Consider the following 19,638-nt stretch of genomic DNA (forward strand, 5'->3'; position numbering starts at 1 on the left):
TAAAAAGAAAAGATTTACTCTTTCTCTTCCCACACTTCTTTTGTTTTTTTCAGTTTTTCTTTTGTAGTGTCAATGGCCTCTTTCGTTTCTTCTTTGGTCTTTTCCCATCCCTCTTCAACAGATTCTTTGGTTTCCTCCCAGCCTTCTTTAAGATCCTCTTTTGTTGCTTCTACTTCTTTTTCGACACCTTCACGGATCATTTCCCGGTTCTCTTCTCTTGATGTATCTTTTTCATTTCCATTGCAAGCAGTAAATCCCAACAAAACAACAGATCCCAACATCAAACTCATTACTAGCTTTTTCATAATTATTTCTTTTTAAGATTCACTAACAAACTACAAAAAAAAGAGGGGTTGAACCCATTTATTTAGCGTTTTTTAATATTTTTTCATCAAAAACAGCTACTTTTTGATCAATTTTGGGTTAAACCGGAAAATCGTCTAAATCCAGAATATTATTTTGAATCGCATAAATTACCAGACCGGCAACATTTTTCGCCCCGGTTTTGGTAAAAAGATTATTCTTGTGTCCCTCGACTGTTTTGGCAGTAATGAAAAGGGCATCACCAATCTCTTTTGCTGTTTTCTGCATACAAATGAGCTTCAGGATCTCAATTTCCCGTTTAGAGAGTTCGGATCCTTCAACCAACAGCGGTTTCGGTGTTTTGGAAGAAATCTGGTAACGAAGCTTATCTACCTGTTCTTGTGTAAAGTAGATGCCTTGCTGATGCACCGTACTAATGATTTCCTGCAAATGAACCGGAGATATTCCTTTTGGAACAAAAGCAGAAGCTCCGCTTTTGAAAAGAAACCCAAGTGAAGAATTTTGGTAATAAGAAGAAATAACAATGATCCGTATAGAAGGAAAATGCTCTTTCAGGTGTTGAATGGTATCCACACCATTCATTTCCTTCATTTTCAAATCCAGCAATAATATCTCTGGTAAAATGGCTGATTCTGCTTCAAGCTTTTCAATCAAATCCCTCCCGTTGCAAGCGGTGAAGATCACATTAAACCCGTTACATTTATTAAGAAATTCTTCCAGTAGTTTTGCTACAAGTTCATCATCGTCTGTAATGGCAATTGAAATTTCTTTCATGACTTAGTTCTATTTTTTAGGTCAAAAACAAAAACGGATGTAGTTCCTTTTTTCCCCGATTTAATCTTGTAAACTCCTTTTAAATAAAGGACACGTAATTCTATATTTTTCATTCCCAGTCCCTGTGACATGGCTTCTACATCGAAACCCTTGCCGTTATCGCGTACTACCATACAAATATAGTTATCAGTGATCCGGATCCCGATAAAAACTTCAGTTGCTTCAGCGTGTTTGTTACAGTTAACAATTAATTCCTGTAAGATTCTAGTTACCTGAAGTTTAACATCATTGGGTTGGGGGGTAGCTGTGCGAATGTCTTTGTGAAAAAGAATGAAAAGATGCTTTTTCCAGGCTTCCACCATATTTTCTATCAGGTCCCAAAGCTCAATATCATCCAGCATCGGGGGACTTAGGTCATGAGAAACTCTCCGTGCTTCATTAATACTCTCCTCTAACAACCGGTCTGTTTCATCAAAGTTGTATTCCATCTGGTTTTTTAACCGAAGTATGGTCAGCTTTCCGATCAAAGAATCATGCAAATCTGCAGCTACCCGTGCCCGTTCTCTTTCCTGAACAACAACACTTGTTTCCATGAGCTTTTTCTGATATTCGAGTTGCAGCCGGGATTCCTTCAATTTACTTTCAACCTGTCTTTTGACATTAATATAAACCAGTTTTACGATAGAAACCGTAAGCAGAGATACCATTACAGCAGCAATTATGATCCAAATTGCAATTGTTTTCGGGTCGAGCCATTTTTCCATATCTCTCTAATTAAAAAAACGTAAAACGAAATCGTCAGAATCAGATTAAAGCACCAGAAGTAAAACTTTACCGAAGAAGGTACATTGATTAAAAAGTTGAGTGGGAGGAAGAAAATCAGATTCAGGGAAAAATAAATAATAAACACTGAATTGAGCTTCATATCCGAGTAATCAGGTTGCTTTTTTCCGATGCCCTCAAACAAGTAGCTGATAGCCATAAGTAGTATAAGAAAAGAACCAATAACCTTTGAATAAGGTTGAAACCTTTCAGGACTGCTGGTTCCTGCGAGATATAACTCTATCACGATAAATACAAGAGCTGCTGAGGTCAGGAAGATATACTTTTTTTCTTTTCGCCTGAACAGGCAAACCTGGTAAAAGGCAGTGAAAAAAACCAACTCAAGTAGACTGAAAATCAGGATGAACAACAAGTTATTCCCGTAAATTTCGCCAACTATCCGGCTGAGGACATCCGTACCAAAACAAATAGCCAGATAAACGAGCAGGAAGCGATATCGTGTCTCCGTAAATTTATAAAAGTACGTGCCTATTATGATGCCCAAAAGCAGCAAAATAGGCACTGACAAAGTCGATATGCTCAAAAACCTGAAAAAGGTCATGATTCCGTTGTTGATTACCGATATCTACCGAATTAACAGCTTAACAAATAGAAGCTGGCTTCCGGGTATTCCGAATCAAAAGGAGGTACCGGACGCACGGTATCAAAAAAGCGGGCCTTTTCTTCCTCGTGATCAACCGTAACAAGATCTGCCCGATAACCGGTTATTTCTTCATTGGATAATCTCAGAGCAAAGTAAGTAACGTATTTACATGACGCCTTCATGTAAGAAGAAGGAAGGTTAAAAGCAAGAAATAAACCATCCGGTGTTTTCGTTTGCTCAGGAACCCATTGCTTATAATTTGTATTCCAGTTACTGATTCTTTTTTTGGCATCCAGCTCACTGATCTCTGGTGTTCCCCCAACGGTTTTAATTACTACGCTTTGTATGATAGCTTTAAATAAAGCTTCATCACTACTTTTCTTATCGTCTTCTGCAGGGATAAGAAACATATACATAGTGTCTGTTTTGGGACAAACTCCAGGGTAAACATGAAAGTTAGAGGTTATTTTTTCTCCCTGAGGAATGAAATAAAAAGCATTTCCCTGATCGAGGTAGCTAAGAACCTTTTCCGGTTCATTTCTGATAGATTTCCAGTACTGAATACAATCGGTTATTTCCGAAAAGCTGTTTAGTTTCATAGTTCATTTGTTTTACTCCGTAAAAATTGCAGTTATCCAAAAATAAGATTTTAAACGCAAAAACAAAGAATAATCAATGTTTGCCAAAGGTTTTTACCTACATAAAGTATAAACGGAAAAGGAAAAAGAGAAATTTTCGGATATCCGGACATTGATTTACTCTACAAAACTGCATAGCAGGAAACCCCTGATTTATAAAAACAGGGGTTTTTACCTGTAGTCAATTAAAGAGTATAGAGGAGATTTGTATAACACAAGATTTAGGTGTTTTAATCCTTTTTGTAATGATTGCAGCAGTAGTAAGTCATATTTCGGAAATTCTTAATGATACGATTAAGCGGGACTTTAATCTTAGCAGGGATATCGTTAAGATTCAGCCGATTGAAGATAATGTTACTGACGGAGCTATAACGGTTTCACTCCTCAGTATGGAGCGGGATACTTCTGCCGGGATTGCATTTACAAAGAAAAATGTTTCGGATAAATTCAGTAGCAAAGGCAATCCTCCGTGGAATATGAATCTATATATCCTCGTTTCGGCAGTTTTTCCGCAGAAGCAATACGAGGAAGCGCTACAGCTAATTACGCATGCATTGAAAGTTCTTCAGGAAAACCAAATTTTGTTTTTTGAACAGTCGGGGACACATTTCACGCTGGAACCAGTAAACCTGACACTACAGGAACTATCCAATGTCTGGAGTATTTCCGGAGGATCTTATCACCCATCTGTAATCTGTAAGGTCAGAACCATTACCATCGATAGCAATACCATTACACAAATTGATTCTTCAATAAACAGAAGGGAGGTTAATGTATGAGTTCTTTTGATCAATATAGTTGCATTTTGTCAGTTCATGTAAAACATGAATACTATGGAGATTCAATTATACCGGTCGAATTGATTCCTGAGGATCAGACGGCGATGTATTTAAGAAAGTATAACATCCAGCTCAAAAGAATGAATAACTCCTGGAATTTGTATAGTTCCACAAAAACCAGTGAATTTTTTAAGGAAGACAACGAGTTTTTGAGTTTTGCGATCAAGCCACTTAACAACACATTTTATTTTGTTTCGGAGCAGGTTTCATCTACTGACCAGGGATGCAAAGTTGTAGAAGAAGCAGTAGGGATTCCCCGAAGAATTGACATTGCTGTAGAGCGAAAAGAAGTGACGGTTAGTATTAGTTCTCTTTCAAAATATTTCGAATATATCGTTTTTCCCACAAAGAATAGCCTGAGTAAAGACTTCACGCTAATAGATGCCAGAAGAATGGTAGAGTTTGATAGTCCCCAGATTATTTTATGGGAAAACGGAGAAAAAGTGTTACAGTTTCTAAGTAAAGACAAAGTAAAACTAACGGAGAAAAGCGCATTTAATTTACGAATGATTGAGAAGTCAAAATTCGGAGAGCGTGTTGTATTGAGCAATGTACTAAGGCCCAGACCGCAAAGTGCATCCATATACAATCCCAAAAAAGCAATTACAGCCTATTATACGGTTTAATAAATTATAATTAAAAATCAACATGTTATGTGTGCAATGAAAACCCCCGGGGTATATGTTGTTGAAAAAAACGCTTTCCCCAATTCCGTTGTCGAAGTTGCTACTGCTGTCCCGGCTTTTATCGGATATACAAAATTCGCGAAGAATGGCAATAAAACACTCAAAAACACTCCCTGGAGAATCAGCTCTCTTGCCGAGTATGAGTATTATTATGGTGGAGCGCCAACACCAAACTTCGAACTTTCCAAACTGGAAGAAGGAAGCTCGGACTTACTTATTGATAAGGATACTGTTAAATCAGCACTTTCTTATAGTAAAGGATTGGTTCCTGCGGTTCGGAAAGCAGTTACCGAATTAGAAAAAATTACAGCTGCATCTGAAAAAGATTCGGAAAACGCGGATAAATATGAACCGCTTATCAATGCAGCAAAGGAAAAGGTCACCAAATCAGTAGAGGCACTGAAAGGAATCGTAACCGATTTTCAGGAGAGCATGACAGAAGCCTACGGTGACGATAATGAAATCGTTAAGGGAATTGGTGAAATTATTGGTCAGATCGGAGACGAAGTTACCACCGAAACGATAGTTGCTGTAGACAATGCAATCGGAGAATTAATAGTAAAAGTGAATAGTGCAACTATTCCTGCTCTATACTATGACCTTGCACGAAAAGATGATTACAACCTATACTATCACTTGCGTTTCTTTTTTGCAAACGGAGGTGGTCCTTGCTATATCGTTTCTGTCGGTAACTACGAGGAAGATCTGGAAAAGGACAAACTGGAAAAAGGAGTGGCTCTTTTATTAAAAGAACAGGAGCCGACAATAGTATTGGTTCCGGAAGCCACTTATCTAAAAGAGGCTCAGGAATGTTACGACATCCAGACAACAGTATTAAAACACTGTGGAGCAGATATGAAAAACAGGGTAGCTCTATTGGATGTATACGGTGGATACAAAGACCGAAGTGATGAGTCCGGAGATGTAGTAACGAATTTCCGCGAGGCAATTGGTACTGAGTTTCTTGATTTCGGAGCTGCATACTATCCCTGGCTGAATACATCAATTGTAGCAGACAACGAAGTGAGCTACAAAAACATGTTGGAAAGCTGGGACAACTTGAAACTTTTATTAGGAGTACACTCCTTATATCTTACAACCTATATATCACAACTAGAAGAAGTTATTGCCGCAACTAAAAACGAAAAACAAGTCGACCCCAATGAAGAACGCACCCTGCACAAGGTGTTTTCGAAACAAAGCCCGATCTACGCTGCAATTGTAAAGGCAATGCTTCAACAACTTAACCTCTTACCACCTGCTTCAGCCATGGCAGGAATTTACACACTCGTGGATAGTACGAAAGAAGTGTGGAAAGCACCTGCAAACATAAGTCTCTCCAACGTGACCAGCCCTACCGTGAATATTTCACACACAGACCAGGAGGATTTAAATGTTCCACTAAATGGGAAAGCAGTTAATGCTATCCGCTATTTTGTGGGCGAAGGAGTTAAAGTCTGGGGTGCAAGAACCCTGGACGGAAACTCCCTCGATTGGCGGTACGTGAACGTACGAAGAACGATGATTATGCTTGAGGAGTCTATTAAAAACGCAACAAAAGCTTTTGTTTTTGAGCCGAATACAGCAAATACATGGGTGAGTGTACGAAGTATGATAAGCAATTTCCTGAACGGAGTCTGGAAACGGGGAGGATTGGCAGGAGCCAGCCCGGATGATGCGTTCAGTGTTCATATCGGATTGGGAGAAACCATGACTCCGGAAGATATCCTGGAAGGAATCATGCGCATAACGATCCTTGTTGCTGTAGTACGTCCGGCTGAATTTATTGAGATTACATTCCAGCAGCAGATGCAAAAAAGCTAACACTACAAATTACTAATTATAAATCATTGAATTATGGCAGGAGAAGCACAGGATAATGTATGGCCCTTACCCAAGTTTTACTTTCAGGTAAAACTTGGAGATGCGGAAGTCGCTTTTCAGGAAGTATCCGGGTTGGATATCGAAGCACAGATCATAGAATACAGACATGGAAACAGCAAAGAGTTTTCTACGATCAAAATGCCCGGAATTAAGAAAACCGGAAATGTGACACTGAAAAAAGGTGTTTTCGTTAAAGACAACGCTTTTTGGGACTGGTTCAGCCAGATCAAGATGAATACCATAGAAAGAAAAACAGTGGTAATCAGTTTGCTGGATGAAGAAGGAAACCCGACAATGGTCTGGACATTGAATAATGCCTGGCCAACGAAGATTACCGGTACAGACATGAAGTCTGACGGAAATGAAGTGGCAGTTGAAACAATTGAAGTAGCTCACGAAGGGCTCACAATTGAAAATGGCTGATAATAGATAACAGTAACAGGAAAGAATGGCTGCTAAAGCAAAGGATTGGGAACTCCCCGTTGCGTTTTATTTCCAGGTGCTGATGCAGGGAACAGAATTCTCCTTTAAAGAGGTTTCTGGTTTGACAACAGAGTTGGAAACAGAAACCATTACAGAAGGAGGAAACAACGATTATTCGTATGTTGTTCCCAAGCAGGTAAAGCATGGAAACCTGGTTCTGAAACGGGCACTGAAACCGTTGAATCAGGATGACGTAAAGTGGTTGTCCACGTTCTTTAACGGCAGTCTGACTTTCCCTGTTTCTACAGTTTCTATTACAATTAATTTACTGCAAAAAGACGGGAAACCGTTGTACTCCTGGAATTGTCACAATGCTTACCCCGTAAAATGGGAAACAGAACCGTTGGACTCGGAAAAGAACAACATACTGATTGAGACACTGGAGTTTACATATACAACAATTGAACGTGTGCCATGCCAATAGTCATAAAAGAAATACAAGTGAAAACAACCGTTCAAAAGCAACCGGAAACCACTTCGGTTCAGAATGATCAGCTTGTGCTTATTAAAAGGGAAGTAATGCGTGAGGTGAAAGAATACCTGCGTAGAGAGCACCTGAGAAAATATGAGCGATAATGGCAGATAAGATAAAGATAGTAAATGCATATGATGGTGGACAAAATGCTGAATTTGTTACCCAGATTAACCCGGCGTCTGTAAAAATAGGTAAGAAAATTTCCTATGAAAAAATTCAGGCGATGGGAAGGGAGGAGCATCTTGCCCGCTACAAACATCATGAGCCATCTTCACTCTCTTTTGACATATACATGGATGATACAGGTGTCGTGCCCGATAACAAAATGTCTATTCAGGAACGAATAGATCAAATGGAGGAAGCGATATACAAAAAGAAGAAAGATTTGGGAGAGCCGGGTTATGTTATACTGGTTTGGGGAACTATTATCTTTCATGGACGAGCTGAATCAATAGACATTGATTACACGCTTTTTGCCCCGGACGGGACTCCTCTAAGAGTAAAGATATCTCTTTCGTTTGTGGGATATTTCAAAGAAAGCTCTTTTAAAGGATCAGTCTCTCAAACAGCTAATGTGGTTACTTTCCAGTCAGGGGATACATTAGCAGCGAGCTGTGCTAAAATATACGGAGATGCATCGTATTGTGTAGAAGTAGCTGCTCAGAACGATATGGATAGTATTCGCAATACCCCACCGGGGACTACCGTACAGTTTCCTCCGGTATCACGTAAATAAATAACTTATGGAAGAGAGTACAAGCTATACGGCCCTGTCAGTTTACGATGATCAACCGGAAGAAGGTGCTCTTTCTATAAAAATATACATCAACGGTAAAGAGCTGGATACCAAATATGGGTTGATTTCAGCCTGGGTACGGAAAGAGGTAAATAAAATTGGTAAAGCAGAGCTGAATTTTAAGGCCTGGAGTGAGATCGAGGCAGAAGAGAGTTCGGATAGCGAAAGCAAAGAGTTTACGCCAGGTAATTCTATTCGTATCGAAGCCGGTTATATGAGTACAACCAGTGAAGAAGCGGTCTTTGAGGGGATCATTATCTCACAGAATCTGGAGATTGATCAACAGGAAGATGCAATGCTGAAAGTGGAATGCAGGGACTATATGTACCTGTCTACTCTTGTGTCGAAAACCAATGTATTTACAGAAGTTGATGATAAAAAAATCGCGAATACGATTATCGGAAACTACAGCCCAATCGAAGGGTCGGTGACAGGAGCAGATACCAAACACAATGAAATTACCCAATATAATACTACTGATTGGGATTTTCTTATTGAACGGATTACAGCTAATGGTCTGTGCATCATCACCGAAGGAAAGAAAATGACGATAGACAAACCGGTACTTTCCGGAAGTCCGGTTTTCAAGTTTACTTTCGGGGATAACATTGTTAGTATCAAAGGAAAAATGCAGGCCTCCCAACAGCTTTCCAAGGTTCAGGTATTGGCCTGGAACAGTAAGGAGCAAAAACTCATGCGGGTAGTTGCTGACAAAGCTTCGGAAAATGATCAGGGAGATTTATCACCTTCAGATCTGGCCAAAGAAATGGGAGATCAGGAGCTGACCCTTCAGACCAGTGAATATACGGATGATGCAAGCCTGAAAAAGTGGGCAGAAGCAAAACTACAGGAAACAAATCTGAAAAGGATACAGGGTGATGTTGTATGCAAAGGAACAGCAAAAATAACGGTTGGTTCGGTTGTTGAAGTCGAGAAAGTGGGCAGACATTTTGATGGAACAGCCTATTGTGGAGCGGTAGAGCACGAAATGAAAGACGGTGGATGGCTGACTACCGCTTGTATGGGATATCCGGATGATGGTTCATCGGTAACAGGCAGCTCCGGAAAAGAGAAAAACAAACAGGACAAAACCTCTGCTATAAAGGGGTTACAAATAGGGAAAGTAGTACAGATCGATAAAGATCCGTTAAAAGAATACAACATTCAGGTTGAGGTTCCCCTGTTTGAGAGTGAAGATCCGAACAAAGTCTGGGCAAGACTGAGTACTTTCTGGGCAAGTGATCAATACGGCGCGTTCTTTTTGCCAGATGTCGGAGATGAGGTGATTCTGGGTTTTTTAGATGATGACCCCAATAAGCCTGTGATTTTGGGAAGTATGTATAGTAGTAAACTTCCCCCTGCAAATACACCGGACCAGAAAAACAATATTCGGAGTATCGTAACCAAATCGCAGATGAAACTGGAGTTTGAGGAAGAGAAAAAGAGCATAACACTTGTCACTCCGGGAAAGAATAGCATTGAAATCAGTGATGATGGTAAAAGTATAAAGCTAACGGATCAGAATAGTAACAAAATTGAAATGACAGATAGCGGAATTGTTATCGAGTCAGCAAAAGGGATCACGCTCAAGGCCAAAACAGATGTAACCATTGATGCAGGAACAAGTGTTGATATAAAAGGCAAGTCAGCAGTAAACTTAAAAGGGGCCAACATAGAAGCGAAAGCAGACATTGCTTTTACAGGAAAGGGGAGTGCGTCGGCAGAATTATCTGCAGGTGGGCAAACGGTTGTAAAAGGAGCGATGGTCATGATTAATTAATAAAGAGAGAATAAACAATGCAGCCGGCAGCTAGAATAACAGATATGCACGTATGCCCGATGGTAACACCGGGTCTTCCTCCGATTCCCCATGTCGGAGGTCCGGTTTCGGGACCGGGAGTTCCGACAGTGCTGATTGGTAAACTGCCTGCGGCAGTCATGGGAGACATGTGTGTTTGTGTTGGTCCTCCTGACAGTATAGTAAAAGGTTCGGCGACTGTAATGATTGGTGGTAAACCAGCAGCAAGAATGGGAGACACATGTGCCCATGGAGGAACCATAGCACTTGGTTGTATGACGGTAATGATAGGAGGATAAATGAAAGACAAAGCATTTTTAGGTATAGGCTGGGAGTTTCCTCCCTCCTTTGATAACCTGGGAATAAAGTTGTCAGAGAGAGAGGAAGATATTAAGGAAAGTCTTCGGATTTTACTTACTACTACTAAAGGAGAGCGGGTTTTTCGCCCCGAATACGGGTGTAATATCCGTCAATGGGTTTTTTCTAAGATGAACCGTTCTGAAAAGACACTGATTATTGATACGATAAAACAGGCGGTCACGAAAGGGGAACCAAGAGTAACAGTAACCAACATTGATATAGAGATAAGAGAAGAAGAGGACGGCATTTTGTGGATACAGATAGAATACCTGATTAATGCTACAAACAGCCCGGATAATATGGTCTTTCCTTTTTATTTCAGAGAGGGTGAGAGCTAAATAAAAATTATAATGTGGGATAACGACGGATTGAGTAATGATAACAGGCGGAGGCGTGTTTCATCGCTTCGGTATCCGGACTTGTTGGATAACAAGCTCGGAGAACTGTTACGTCAATCTGTTTCGATAGCTTCTTTTCTGAAATTCCACCCGACTACCAGCAATTATGGGAAACAACCGGAAGGACATTTTGATCAACTCCTGACCCGTATTATAGGAGAAAAAGTAGATAAAAACCTTGAAAAAAGAATAAAAAAGGGGGAAATGGAGCCCTCTTTGGCGGTACTGCTCAATTTTTTGGAGAACCTTTCGGCGACGACGGAAAAATTCAATACACGTTGGGAAGAGTACCCGGCCTGGTATCTTCAAAAAGTATTAAAAGTAAAGCCACTCCCGGCAGTAGGAGATAAGGTATGGGTTATGTTCAACGGCTCCGGAGAAGAATCGTTTACAATTCCCAAAAACACGAGATTCAAGGTTAATAAAGAAAATAACAAAACAGCTTATTATGAACTGGTAGAGGATACGGAGGTTCACACAATTCGGATCAAAGAATTGTATCTTTTAGAGGTAAACAAAAAAAAAGAAAACAAGGAAGAACCTTATCCGGTTACATCCCTTTCTTTAACAGAGCTTGAATTACAGGATGCTGTTGTAACTGCGAAACAAAAAAGGATGTGCCGATCAGGGATACGTATAAACTCCCCGGTATTACTGCTTCGGGAGGGAAGCAGAACAGTCGTAACTACGTTTATCCCTAGGAATCCCGGATGGAAAGAAGAACTGAAAATCAACTCTTTTAATGCCGTTTTTCAACTTACAATCAGCACAGAAGAAGGCTGGGAGGAAATAAAAACCTATACAGTAACCGAAAAAGAAGGAAAGCTAATTGTTGATTTTCGGCTACCGGATTTTTTTCCGTCTACAGCACCCTGTACGTATGAAGTACATCAGTTCGAATCCGCTTACCCGGCAATCAACTTTTATATTAATTACGATGCGGTTGACAGTCATCAATCCTCTCTGGAAAAGTTCCTTCTGAATCAGGTTCATATAAAGACGAAAGTCGAAGCTGTAAGCAATATACAGGTATATAATGAATTAGGTAAAATTGATAATTCAAAACCCTTTTCTCCTTTTGGAATAGCATCAGAAAAAGGAGCATGGTTTACTATTGGTAATTATGAGATGAATGTGAAAGACACAAAAAATCTTCACATTAACTTCTTTTGGGAAAAGCTTCCTGAAAATCCTCTGGGAATGGAAGGGTATTATGATGGGTACGGAGAAAACATCACGAATGATTCATTCGAAATTTCTGTGAGGTATCTTTCCGATTTTCAATGGAGAAAAGTGAGGGGAGAATATGAGTTCCCTCTTTTTTCTTCGGAAAAAGAAAGTAAAAAACTGATAAACTGGAGTTGTATTGGTCCTATTGATGTTGAAAAAATGCCCGTTATTGGTCAGGAGGAGGAAGAGTATGAATATTCGCTCCAATCCCGGCACGGTTTTCTGAACTTTACACTTACCCGACCGGATATGGGGTTTGGAGAGACGGTACATCGGCGTGTATTTGCAGAACAAATGATGAAAAACAGCAGGAGGAAACAAAAATACCCTTCTGTACTTCCTCCTTTGCAGCCTAAACTGAAAAGAATTACGCTGGATTATGAAGCGGAAGATAGTATTGACATTCGGACCGGAACCGGAAAGGGAGTGAGTATGATTCAACCCATTGTTCCATTGGATAACGTGGTGTCCCGAAAAAACTATCAGCAGGAGACAATTTCTTTTGTGCCCGATCAGGAAGACCGGAGTCTTTTACTTGCACTGGAAAACATTCGCCCCGGGATGTTAGTTAATTTGTTTTTCGAAGTAGCTCCAAGAGAATATAAAGACTTATGTAATAATTCATTACACCTTCAGCGGCAGGAGCTGAAACAGATCAGAATGTATATTGGTAATCCCGGAAACTGGAAAAAAATGCCGCTTTCGTTTATCTGTAAAGATGAGACAATTGCGTTATTGATCAGTGGAAGAATTCAGTTGCAATTTCCTGAAGTCCTGTCCGAACATCTGTATGATGACAGAGGACTGTTGTGGTTGAAAATTAGTTATAACAATGTAAAAGATGTAGTTTTTCCGGATTTAAAGGCCGTTTTCGTAAATGCAGCCAGATTGGAAATGTCCCTGCCAGAGAATCCGGAAGATTGGACGGAGATCAATAGCGAGAATGGGGAACTCTCGGAGGATACACTTATTCCGGAACTGGGAGGAATTACAGGAATTTCACCCTTCTACGGGGGACGAAAAAAGGAAGATGCGGAAGAGATGTTGATGAGAATTTCGGAGTATACCACCCATAAGGGGCGAGCAGTTACTCCAAGAGATTACGAACGACTTATTCTTCAGGAGTTTCCCGAAGTAGCCAAAGTAAAATGCATTGTAAACAGGGGAGGAAAAAGAGATAAAGGGATTCATCTGGTAGTGCTCCCCAAAAACACAGGGGTTTTTGGTAATCCTTTACGACCGTTGACACCACCACATTTACTTTTTTATATTGAAAAATACGTTCGGGGAATTACTTCATCCTATGTACAGAGAATCAACGTGATTAATCCGGTTTACGAGGAAGTAATCATTCGTTGCAGAATTGAACCGGTGGGATACTTTTCAGTGAAACGAAGAAAACAACTCACAGAAAGGTTAAACCAATTCATTGCTCCCTGGCGCTATACCGGGGAGCTTCCGGCTTTTGGTTATGTGATTGACCTTGAGAAAATGTACCATGCCATTCATGAAGAATTTGGTTCGGAAATAGAGATTTCCGAGTTTTCGGCAATTCGTATTGAGAAGGAAAGAGAAAAGTTCGTGTTACACGACTTCTTGTATAAAAAACCCGGAGAAGGTGATTCTGAAACCGTAATTTATCCCACTGAGGCACATAGTGTTTTTATTCCTGCCAATGATCATATTTTCTACAGGAAGGGAGAAGCGATCCCGGATATATTCGGGATTCATGAAATGAAAATAGGGGAGAGTTTTATCGTCCAAAAAAAGAAATAATATGGCAATACGAAGCAGACAAATATTGAAAGATTTTTTTAGTGATGGAAAACGACCTTCACAGGAAGAGTTCAGAGATTTAATTGATTCGGCAGTTAACATTCTTGATGACGGCTACTCGAAAGATGCAAAAGACGGATTAAAACTCGCGCCAAAAAACGATAGTAATACACTACTGTCATTGTGTACAAAGTCAGGAGTTCCACCATCCTGGATATTTACAATTAACGATGCGGAAGATCTGCTGATTGAGCGGAAAACCCAGGAACATGCACATGATAATTCAACGGGAGATAGAGAACCTTCCATTCTGCTGAATGCTCCAAAAACAACAATTTTAGGAGATATTGAAATCAGAGGAATAAAAAGAGGAACTTCTGTTACTCCCGAATTTACACCTGTTGCAGATGGAAAATGGCATGATATTACGGGAGACCTGTATGGAATGTACGCGATGGAAATAATGGCCTCTGTTTGTGGGAAAAAAGGATCGGGAGAGTATGCTGTTTTAATGGCATGGGCAACCAATTGTTACGGGAGCCATAACCGAATCCGGCGGCTTCAATCACATTTTGGTTTCTTCGGGCATAAACTAAAATTGAGATGGAAAAAAGGAAAAAACCAGGCTTGCCGTTTACAGATTAAAACCCGACTGAGATACAAAGCCGGACAGGCACAGCCAATAGATTGTCACATCACATACCTGCATAAGTATGAACGAACAGCATCTGAAAAAGCGTAAGAAGGACGAAAACTATTATAGTGAACTCCAGGAAAGAACCCGGTTGCGACTGGCGGAACTTAGTGGAAAGGTATGGACTGACTTTAATGTACATGATCCGGGAGTTACCATTTCCGACTACTTGAACTACGCTTTGTATGATCTGGACTACCGTTTACAATTTCCTTTTGAATCGTACCTTTTCTCATCCGATCAGGATAAAGATTTTGCCCAGAAAGGACTTTTTGCCCGCGAGGACATATATGTTAATATATCTCCGGAAACGGGTAGAGAAAAGGTGCGAAAAAGTATTGTTACTACTGAAGACTACGAAGAACTGTTTCTGAAAGAACATGCTGATATCCTGTATCAGTGCCGGGTTAGGTTTGATAGAGAGATTGAAAAGTATAAAATAGACCTCTTTCCGCGATATGATGGTATAGATGAGGAAGAGGAGAATGAAATTATCCGTACAGTAAAAAGAACGTACCATAAGAACAGAAATATCGGTGAAAACATATACAGTATTTGTGTACGCAATAAACAGGACGGAAAACTGCACAAAGGGTACAGACGCACATCTTCTTATAAGTTTCCGGAATTTACGAATGAAGAGACCGTTGAGAATAAAATAAAACCGTTTTCGGCTAATTACCATACTATTCAGAATGATTTTCCGGAGAATTACGGAATAGGAGAAAGAGGGATCCCCAATCAGGAAAACACGGAATATGTACACAAAGTTTTACAGTTGAAAGCGTACCTCCTGATGTTTGATCAACTGATGGCTGATCAGTTGCAACAAGCAAAAAATGTTTCTGAATTATTTGACCTTTCGGAAAAAATTCCTGCAACGCGATTACCTGAGGTTTCCATCGTTGATGGTGATCGGATTGTAAATCCTGCTAAAAGACAGCGGGTTGTTGAAGAAATTCAGGAAAAAATGTTCTACCATACACAGAAGTTCCGCTACCTGAATTTGTTAGATGTCATATACGGAGAAGATACACGTACCCTGTTCGGGAAGAAAAACATTCCGGAACTGAATAAAAAAAGAGCGCTTCTCTTACAGTCATTACCTAAGATAAATGAAGCACGATTCCGGTCACTTAATATATTTGAACCCAACAGTATTCCGGTTATACAGCACCTGATAGAAACCATTGACGGAGATGAAGTGTCGGATCGTCCTGTACACTATGACGGTGTTCGGGTATTGACGGACGAAGATTTTTTTGATCGCTATCGTTTTCTCCTGAGCCCCTACAGGGATTACATATCGGAAGAAATAAGCTTTACAGATGTTCCTGACAGAAAGGTTCTTTACAACAAAGAAAGGTGGTTTGGTATCTTGCGACTACACATGAACCTGGTCTGGTATGGTGTGCTTTTCGAAAGTTTTCTGGTGTACGGAACAGAAATCGAGAACTATAAAATTATGGAAGCATCCGATGAGTATCTGTTGGTTTTCTTTCACCCGGAAAAAAAGATAGGTATCAATATGAGTCTGTTTTTTTCGGATAGAGAAAGATTGATAGAAATGACTCATCTTTTTCTGGCATATCTCCGAAAAATAAAAAACGAAGGGAATATGCAATCATTTTATCTGTTGGAGCATATTCTTTTAGGCGGAACAGATTCGGAAGAGAACAGCAAGGTTTCTATTGTCATTTCGGAAAATGAACGAACAGAACGAACGGAGATCATGTTGAGAGAGCGACTTCCGGCACATTTACAAATCACCCTGTATTACCTACATCCGGAAGCACACGAGAATTTTCATCTGATCTACTTTGGGTGGAGAAAAGCGTTGGCAGAGGAGAATAATTCTGATGAAAAAACCTATGCAACCGCCTTGCGGGCATTTTTAACACATGTAAAAGATACAGCAAAAGAAATATGAATCAGGTGCAAAAAATAGTATTCCGGTTTTTAGGTGAGAACGAATCCTTTTTTCGATCTCTCTATGGACAATGGGATCATTTTTGGATCAGCAACCTGGAAAAGTCAACCGATAAAATATTGACAAAACTGGATGACCCTTCTTATAACATTGAACTGGATTCTCTTGAATTGGAATTGGGATCGGTTTCCGAAAGTGAGTTTAACCGACATTTCTTACGAATGTATGAAGAACAACTGGAAAACGCTCTTTTGAAACAACTTTATGAAGATGCACACAAAACAGTTCGAAAGACACCAATTCATCAAAGAAAATCCGCTTTATTGTTTCATTTTTTACTTCATGGTTCTCTTCCGTGGAGTACCATTTCTGATAGCAGAGATATCAATGCATTATTTATTTCCGTGGCAAAAAATGAGTCCGGAACACTACGGAAATTCTTGCAAACGTATGGTCATTACACAGGGCTTCAACAACGATTGGTATTTCAGTTAGAAGATAAAGCACTGGAAGAAGGTATCAGGGTAATGGCTTCCGGAGAAAGTCACTTTGTTATTTCTTATGTGCGTTTCGTACAATCCCGGCATCGCAAAATACAAACTCCCCAAATCAGTCAGACACCTTATCACAAAACAGTTTGGCAGGTTGTTTATGCTTGGTTATTGACGAATCGGAGTTCTTTTTTCAACAAGAAAGTATTTCTGCAACAAACGATTCAGCAATTGGCACAAAGGTATCGGATGACCTATTCGGATCTGTTGCATTTACTCCTCATCCGTCCGGATCTGGAACCCGGATACCCGGTAGAATTGATGACACTGTTGAAAACACTCAGGGATGATGAGCAGAAGGAGATCGAGAGCGGAGTAACGGACTGGAAAAAGTTATATGACTTGCTCAGAATAGGAGGAAAAGAACAATCCGCCTGGTTTGTGAGCCAAAACCAGAAAGAACAATTGATTCGGATACTGAAAAAAGAGGATAATTACCACTTTCTGCAATTGCTTAAAGAACGTCAGATATTGGGATTGGTAAAAGAATTACTGCCGCAAGAACATGAGTTTGTAAAAACCTATGCACATGAATTGGAGCAACATAAAGATAAAGGCATGTTGCAGGGGAAAGCCGGAGGTGAATTCCGACTGGTGAAGTGGCAAATTATTTTCCCCGTATTATTAGAAAATAATGGAACAGGATTCAACAGGCGTCATTTTGTCTGGCGGGTTATTCAAAAAGTGGCGGCGCATTACAATCTGAAAGATTCGGATGTATTGTATTACCTGTACGAGCAGGGAGTCGCAGAAGGGATGAATAAAGAGCTCATAATGCTCCTCCGGGAAATCTATCTGGAAGTAAAAGAGAAAGAAGTAATAAATACAAAAAGCATATTTTTTGAACAATCTGCTCAGGAAATCGTACAATATCTTTTTACCAACAAAAGCTTACCACAGATAGCGCGTGAACAGTTACAGCGTTTTATCAAAGACGAGACAAAGAGAAATCAACTGATCGGTAACTTTACCGAAAGTCAGCACCAACAACTAATCATAACGCTATACCGGAAAGAGAGTGCTTTTATTCTTTCTTATGCCAAATCAATTGACAGGCAGGAAAACAAAGGAGTTCTACAGGGAAAAACAGCCGGAAATTACAAAGCCCTTAAATGGCAGTTTATCCATAGTGTGTTACTTGAACCCAAAAACCAGGTGTTTAATAAGCGGTATTTCGTTGAAAAAGTAATCCGGAAAATTGCGGCGCATCACAACGTAAAAACAGAAGAACTGATCCTTCTTTTTTATACAGAACTACAAAATAAAGCATTCACTCTACCTTTTGATCTGACGCAGGTACTGAAAGAATTGTACGACAAAACGAAGGTGAACCAAACGGAGGTGACGGATAAAAATAAAGACGAATCCCTGAGAGAAGAAAGCGATGAAAATCAGCGTAAGGCAAAGCAGTTGTTGATCCGGTACTTCGGACAGGACATCCGTACTGAAAGGTTGATTAATGCACTCGTCCGACAACCTGATTTTGTATTGTATCTGGAACCCGTCTTGCGATTAGAAAAAGAGTTGAGACAGATTGTAAAATTGTGTTTTCAACAGGAAATAGACAAACGGTTTATACTAACAATTTTGTTGCGTTTGTCGACGTATCCGGATCGTTTGAGTACAGTAGACATTGCATTGAAAATAATTATAGAATTATTGCTGAAAGGAACAAGTAAGGAACAACAAGCATTAGAAAAACAAATTCTGAAACTGGCAGAGAAAGATGATCTGTTAAAGGAAACTCTGAAAAAGAAAAGTCAGTTATTGGATGTGACTTCGGAAGAATTGCAGGAAGAAGACCTTCTGATAGAATCCGGAGACCTTCCCTTATCGTTTATTTACAATGCCGGCTTGATTCTTTTGGCTCCTTTTCTTCCACGCCTTTTCAATCGGTTAGAGTTAACGGAAAAAGGAAAGTTCAAAGATAGAGAGACAAAAATAAAAGCACTATTTCTGATGCAGTATGCCGTTTTTGGAACCACAGATTTTCCGGAACACGAACTGCAACTCAATAAACTTCTGGTAGGGTTTAAAACGGGTATTCCTGTTCCGCGTTCAGTTGTACTGACGGAAGAAGAAATGCAGGTAACCGACGGGATGTTACAAGGAGTAGTTCAACACTGGAGTAAAGTGAAAACGATTGATGGTTTGCGGGAAGGTTTTTTACAGCGGGAAGGAAGGTTAGAAGAACAGGAAGAACAAATAGACCTTATTGTTGAAAGCAAAGCATTTGATGTTTTACTGGATAATATCCCATGGAATTTTAAAACAACAAAATTCAGTTGGATGGAAAAACCCATTCAAGTGAGTTGGAGATAAAAAGAGAGCGTATGAAAACAACGATCCAATACAAAAGCATGTCCCAACCGGAAAATAGTCAGCCGGGAAAACAAAGTACGTTACCAACAGTTTTACAGGCGTATAAGGATAGGATCACGCAACGCCAATCAGTAGAAGAAGAGGAACTGTTACAACCGAAGTTTGATCTTTCTCAATTGAAAAGTAAAGCGGAAGAGAAACCACTTCAACGCAAACCAAATAACACAGGACTTCCCGACAACCTGAAAAGTGGA

The 19,638-nt window shown here is 39.9% G+C and carries 19 protein-coding genes; 15 read left to right on the forward strand and 4 right to left on the reverse strand.

Going from position 1 to position 19,638, the window contains the following annotated elements; genetic code table 11:
- Window positions 1–14: 14 nt before the first annotated feature.
- The 4 genes from AC4PL9_RS13495 to AC4PL9_RS13510 form a co-directional block, all read right to left on the reverse strand.
- Window positions 15–305, reverse strand: coding sequence for a hypothetical protein (locus tag AC4PL9_RS13495; RefSeq protein ID WP_491605273.1), 291 nt, complete (start codon window positions 303–305; stop codon window positions 15–17).
- 118 nt (window positions 306–423) lie between these two features.
- Window positions 424–1,098 (reverse strand): response regulator transcription factor, encoded by a 675-nt coding sequence (locus AC4PL9_RS13500; protein ID WP_491605274.1) that lies wholly within the window; start codon window positions 1,096–1,098, stop codon window positions 424–426.
- The gene (locus AC4PL9_RS13505) at window positions 1,095–1,862 is read right to left on the reverse strand and encodes a sensor histidine kinase (RefSeq protein WP_491605275.1); all 768 of its coding nucleotides are present in this window, start codon (window positions 1,860–1,862) and stop codon (window positions 1,095–1,097) included. Before AC4PL9_RS13505 ends, AC4PL9_RS13500 begins: the two co-directional genes overlap by 4 nt.
- A 652-nt stretch (window positions 1,863–2,514) precedes the next feature.
- On the reverse strand, window positions 2,515–3,123 hold the full coding sequence (locus AC4PL9_RS13510; RefSeq protein ID WP_491605276.1) for a hypothetical protein: 609 nt from the start codon (window positions 3,121–3,123) through the stop codon (window positions 2,515–2,517).
- Window positions 3,124–3,407: 284 nt separating this feature from the next.
- Between AC4PL9_RS13510 and AC4PL9_RS13515 the strand changes: the two genes are divergently transcribed.
- The 15 genes from AC4PL9_RS13515 to AC4PL9_RS13585 form a co-directional block, all read left to right on the forward strand.
- The gene (locus AC4PL9_RS13515) at window positions 3,408–3,941 is read left to right on the forward strand and encodes a Pvc16 family protein (protein WP_491605277.1); all 534 of its coding nucleotides are present in this window, start codon (window positions 3,408–3,410) and stop codon (window positions 3,939–3,941) included.
- A 140-nt stretch (window positions 3,942–4,081) separates the two neighbouring features.
- Window positions 4,082–4,627 carry a hypothetical protein gene (locus AC4PL9_RS13520; protein ID WP_491605278.1) on the forward strand — a complete coding sequence of 182 codons (546 nt, stop codon included), beginning with the start codon at window positions 4,082–4,084 and terminating at the stop codon, window positions 4,625–4,627.
- Between the two features lie 27 nt (window positions 4,628–4,654).
- Entirely contained in the window at window positions 4,655–6,511 is a 1,857-nt protein-coding gene (locus AC4PL9_RS13525) for a phage tail sheath family protein (RefSeq protein ID WP_491605279.1), read from the forward strand.
- Between the two features lie 33 nt (window positions 6,512–6,544).
- Window positions 6,545–6,994: a phage tail protein gene (locus tag AC4PL9_RS13530; RefSeq protein WP_491605280.1), complete on the forward strand. Its 450-nt coding sequence runs from the start codon at window positions 6,545–6,547 to the stop codon at window positions 6,992–6,994.
- A gap of 25 nt (window positions 6,995–7,019) precedes the next feature.
- Window positions 7,020–7,478 carry a phage tail protein gene (locus AC4PL9_RS13535; RefSeq protein ID WP_343784327.1) on the forward strand — a complete coding sequence of 153 codons (459 nt, stop codon included), beginning with the start codon at window positions 7,020–7,022 and terminating at the stop codon, window positions 7,476–7,478.
- 17 nt (window positions 7,479–7,495) lie between these two features.
- Window positions 7,496–7,630, forward strand: coding sequence for a hypothetical protein (locus AC4PL9_RS13540; RefSeq protein WP_491605281.1), 135 nt, complete (start codon window positions 7,496–7,498; stop codon window positions 7,628–7,630).
- The gene (locus AC4PL9_RS13545; protein WP_491605282.1) at window positions 7,630–8,265 is read left to right on the forward strand and encodes a CIS tube protein; all 636 of its coding nucleotides are present in this window, start codon (window positions 7,630–7,632) and stop codon (window positions 8,263–8,265) included. The genes AC4PL9_RS13540 and AC4PL9_RS13545 overlap by 1 nt, the downstream gene beginning before the upstream one ends.
- Window positions 8,266–8,272: 7 nt before the next feature.
- Window positions 8,273–10,105: a type VI secretion system tip protein VgrG gene (vgrG, locus tag AC4PL9_RS13550; protein ID WP_491605283.1), complete on the forward strand. Its 1,833-nt coding sequence runs from the start codon at window positions 8,273–8,275 to the stop codon at window positions 10,103–10,105.
- 17 nt (window positions 10,106–10,122) lie between these two features.
- On the forward strand, window positions 10,123–10,422 hold the full coding sequence (locus AC4PL9_RS13555; RefSeq protein ID WP_343784335.1) for a PAAR domain-containing protein: 300 nt from the start codon (window positions 10,123–10,125) through the stop codon (window positions 10,420–10,422).
- Entirely contained in the window at window positions 10,423–10,821 is a 399-nt protein-coding gene (locus AC4PL9_RS13560) for a GPW/gp25 family protein (RefSeq protein ID WP_491605284.1), read from the forward strand.
- Window positions 10,822–10,833: 12 nt separating this feature from the next.
- Window positions 10,834–13,887, forward strand: a complete 3,054-nt coding sequence (locus tag AC4PL9_RS13565) for a baseplate J/gp47 family protein (RefSeq protein ID WP_491605285.1) — start codon at window positions 10,834–10,836, stop codon at window positions 13,885–13,887.
- Window position 13,888: 1 nt separating this feature from the next.
- Window positions 13,889–14,629 (forward strand): hypothetical protein, encoded by a 741-nt coding sequence (locus AC4PL9_RS13570; protein WP_491605286.1) that lies wholly within the window; start codon window positions 13,889–13,891, stop codon window positions 14,627–14,629.
- On the forward strand, window positions 14,601–16,511 hold the full coding sequence (locus AC4PL9_RS13575) for a hypothetical protein (protein ID WP_491605287.1): 1,911 nt from the start codon (window positions 14,601–14,603) through the stop codon (window positions 16,509–16,511). Before AC4PL9_RS13570 ends, AC4PL9_RS13575 begins: the two co-directional genes overlap by 29 nt.
- Before the next feature lie 5 nt (window positions 16,512–16,516).
- Window positions 16,517–19,384, forward strand: coding sequence for a contractile injection system tape measure protein (locus AC4PL9_RS13580; protein WP_491605288.1), 2,868 nt, complete (start codon window positions 16,517–16,519; stop codon window positions 19,382–19,384).
- Between the two features lie 11 nt (window positions 19,385–19,395).
- Window positions 19,396–19,638, forward strand: a 243-nt coding sequence (locus tag AC4PL9_RS13585; RefSeq protein ID WP_491605289.1) for a hypothetical protein, incomplete at its 3' end; no start/stop codon positions are given.

The sequence above is a fragment of the Wandonia sp. genome (genome assembly GCF_984588085.1).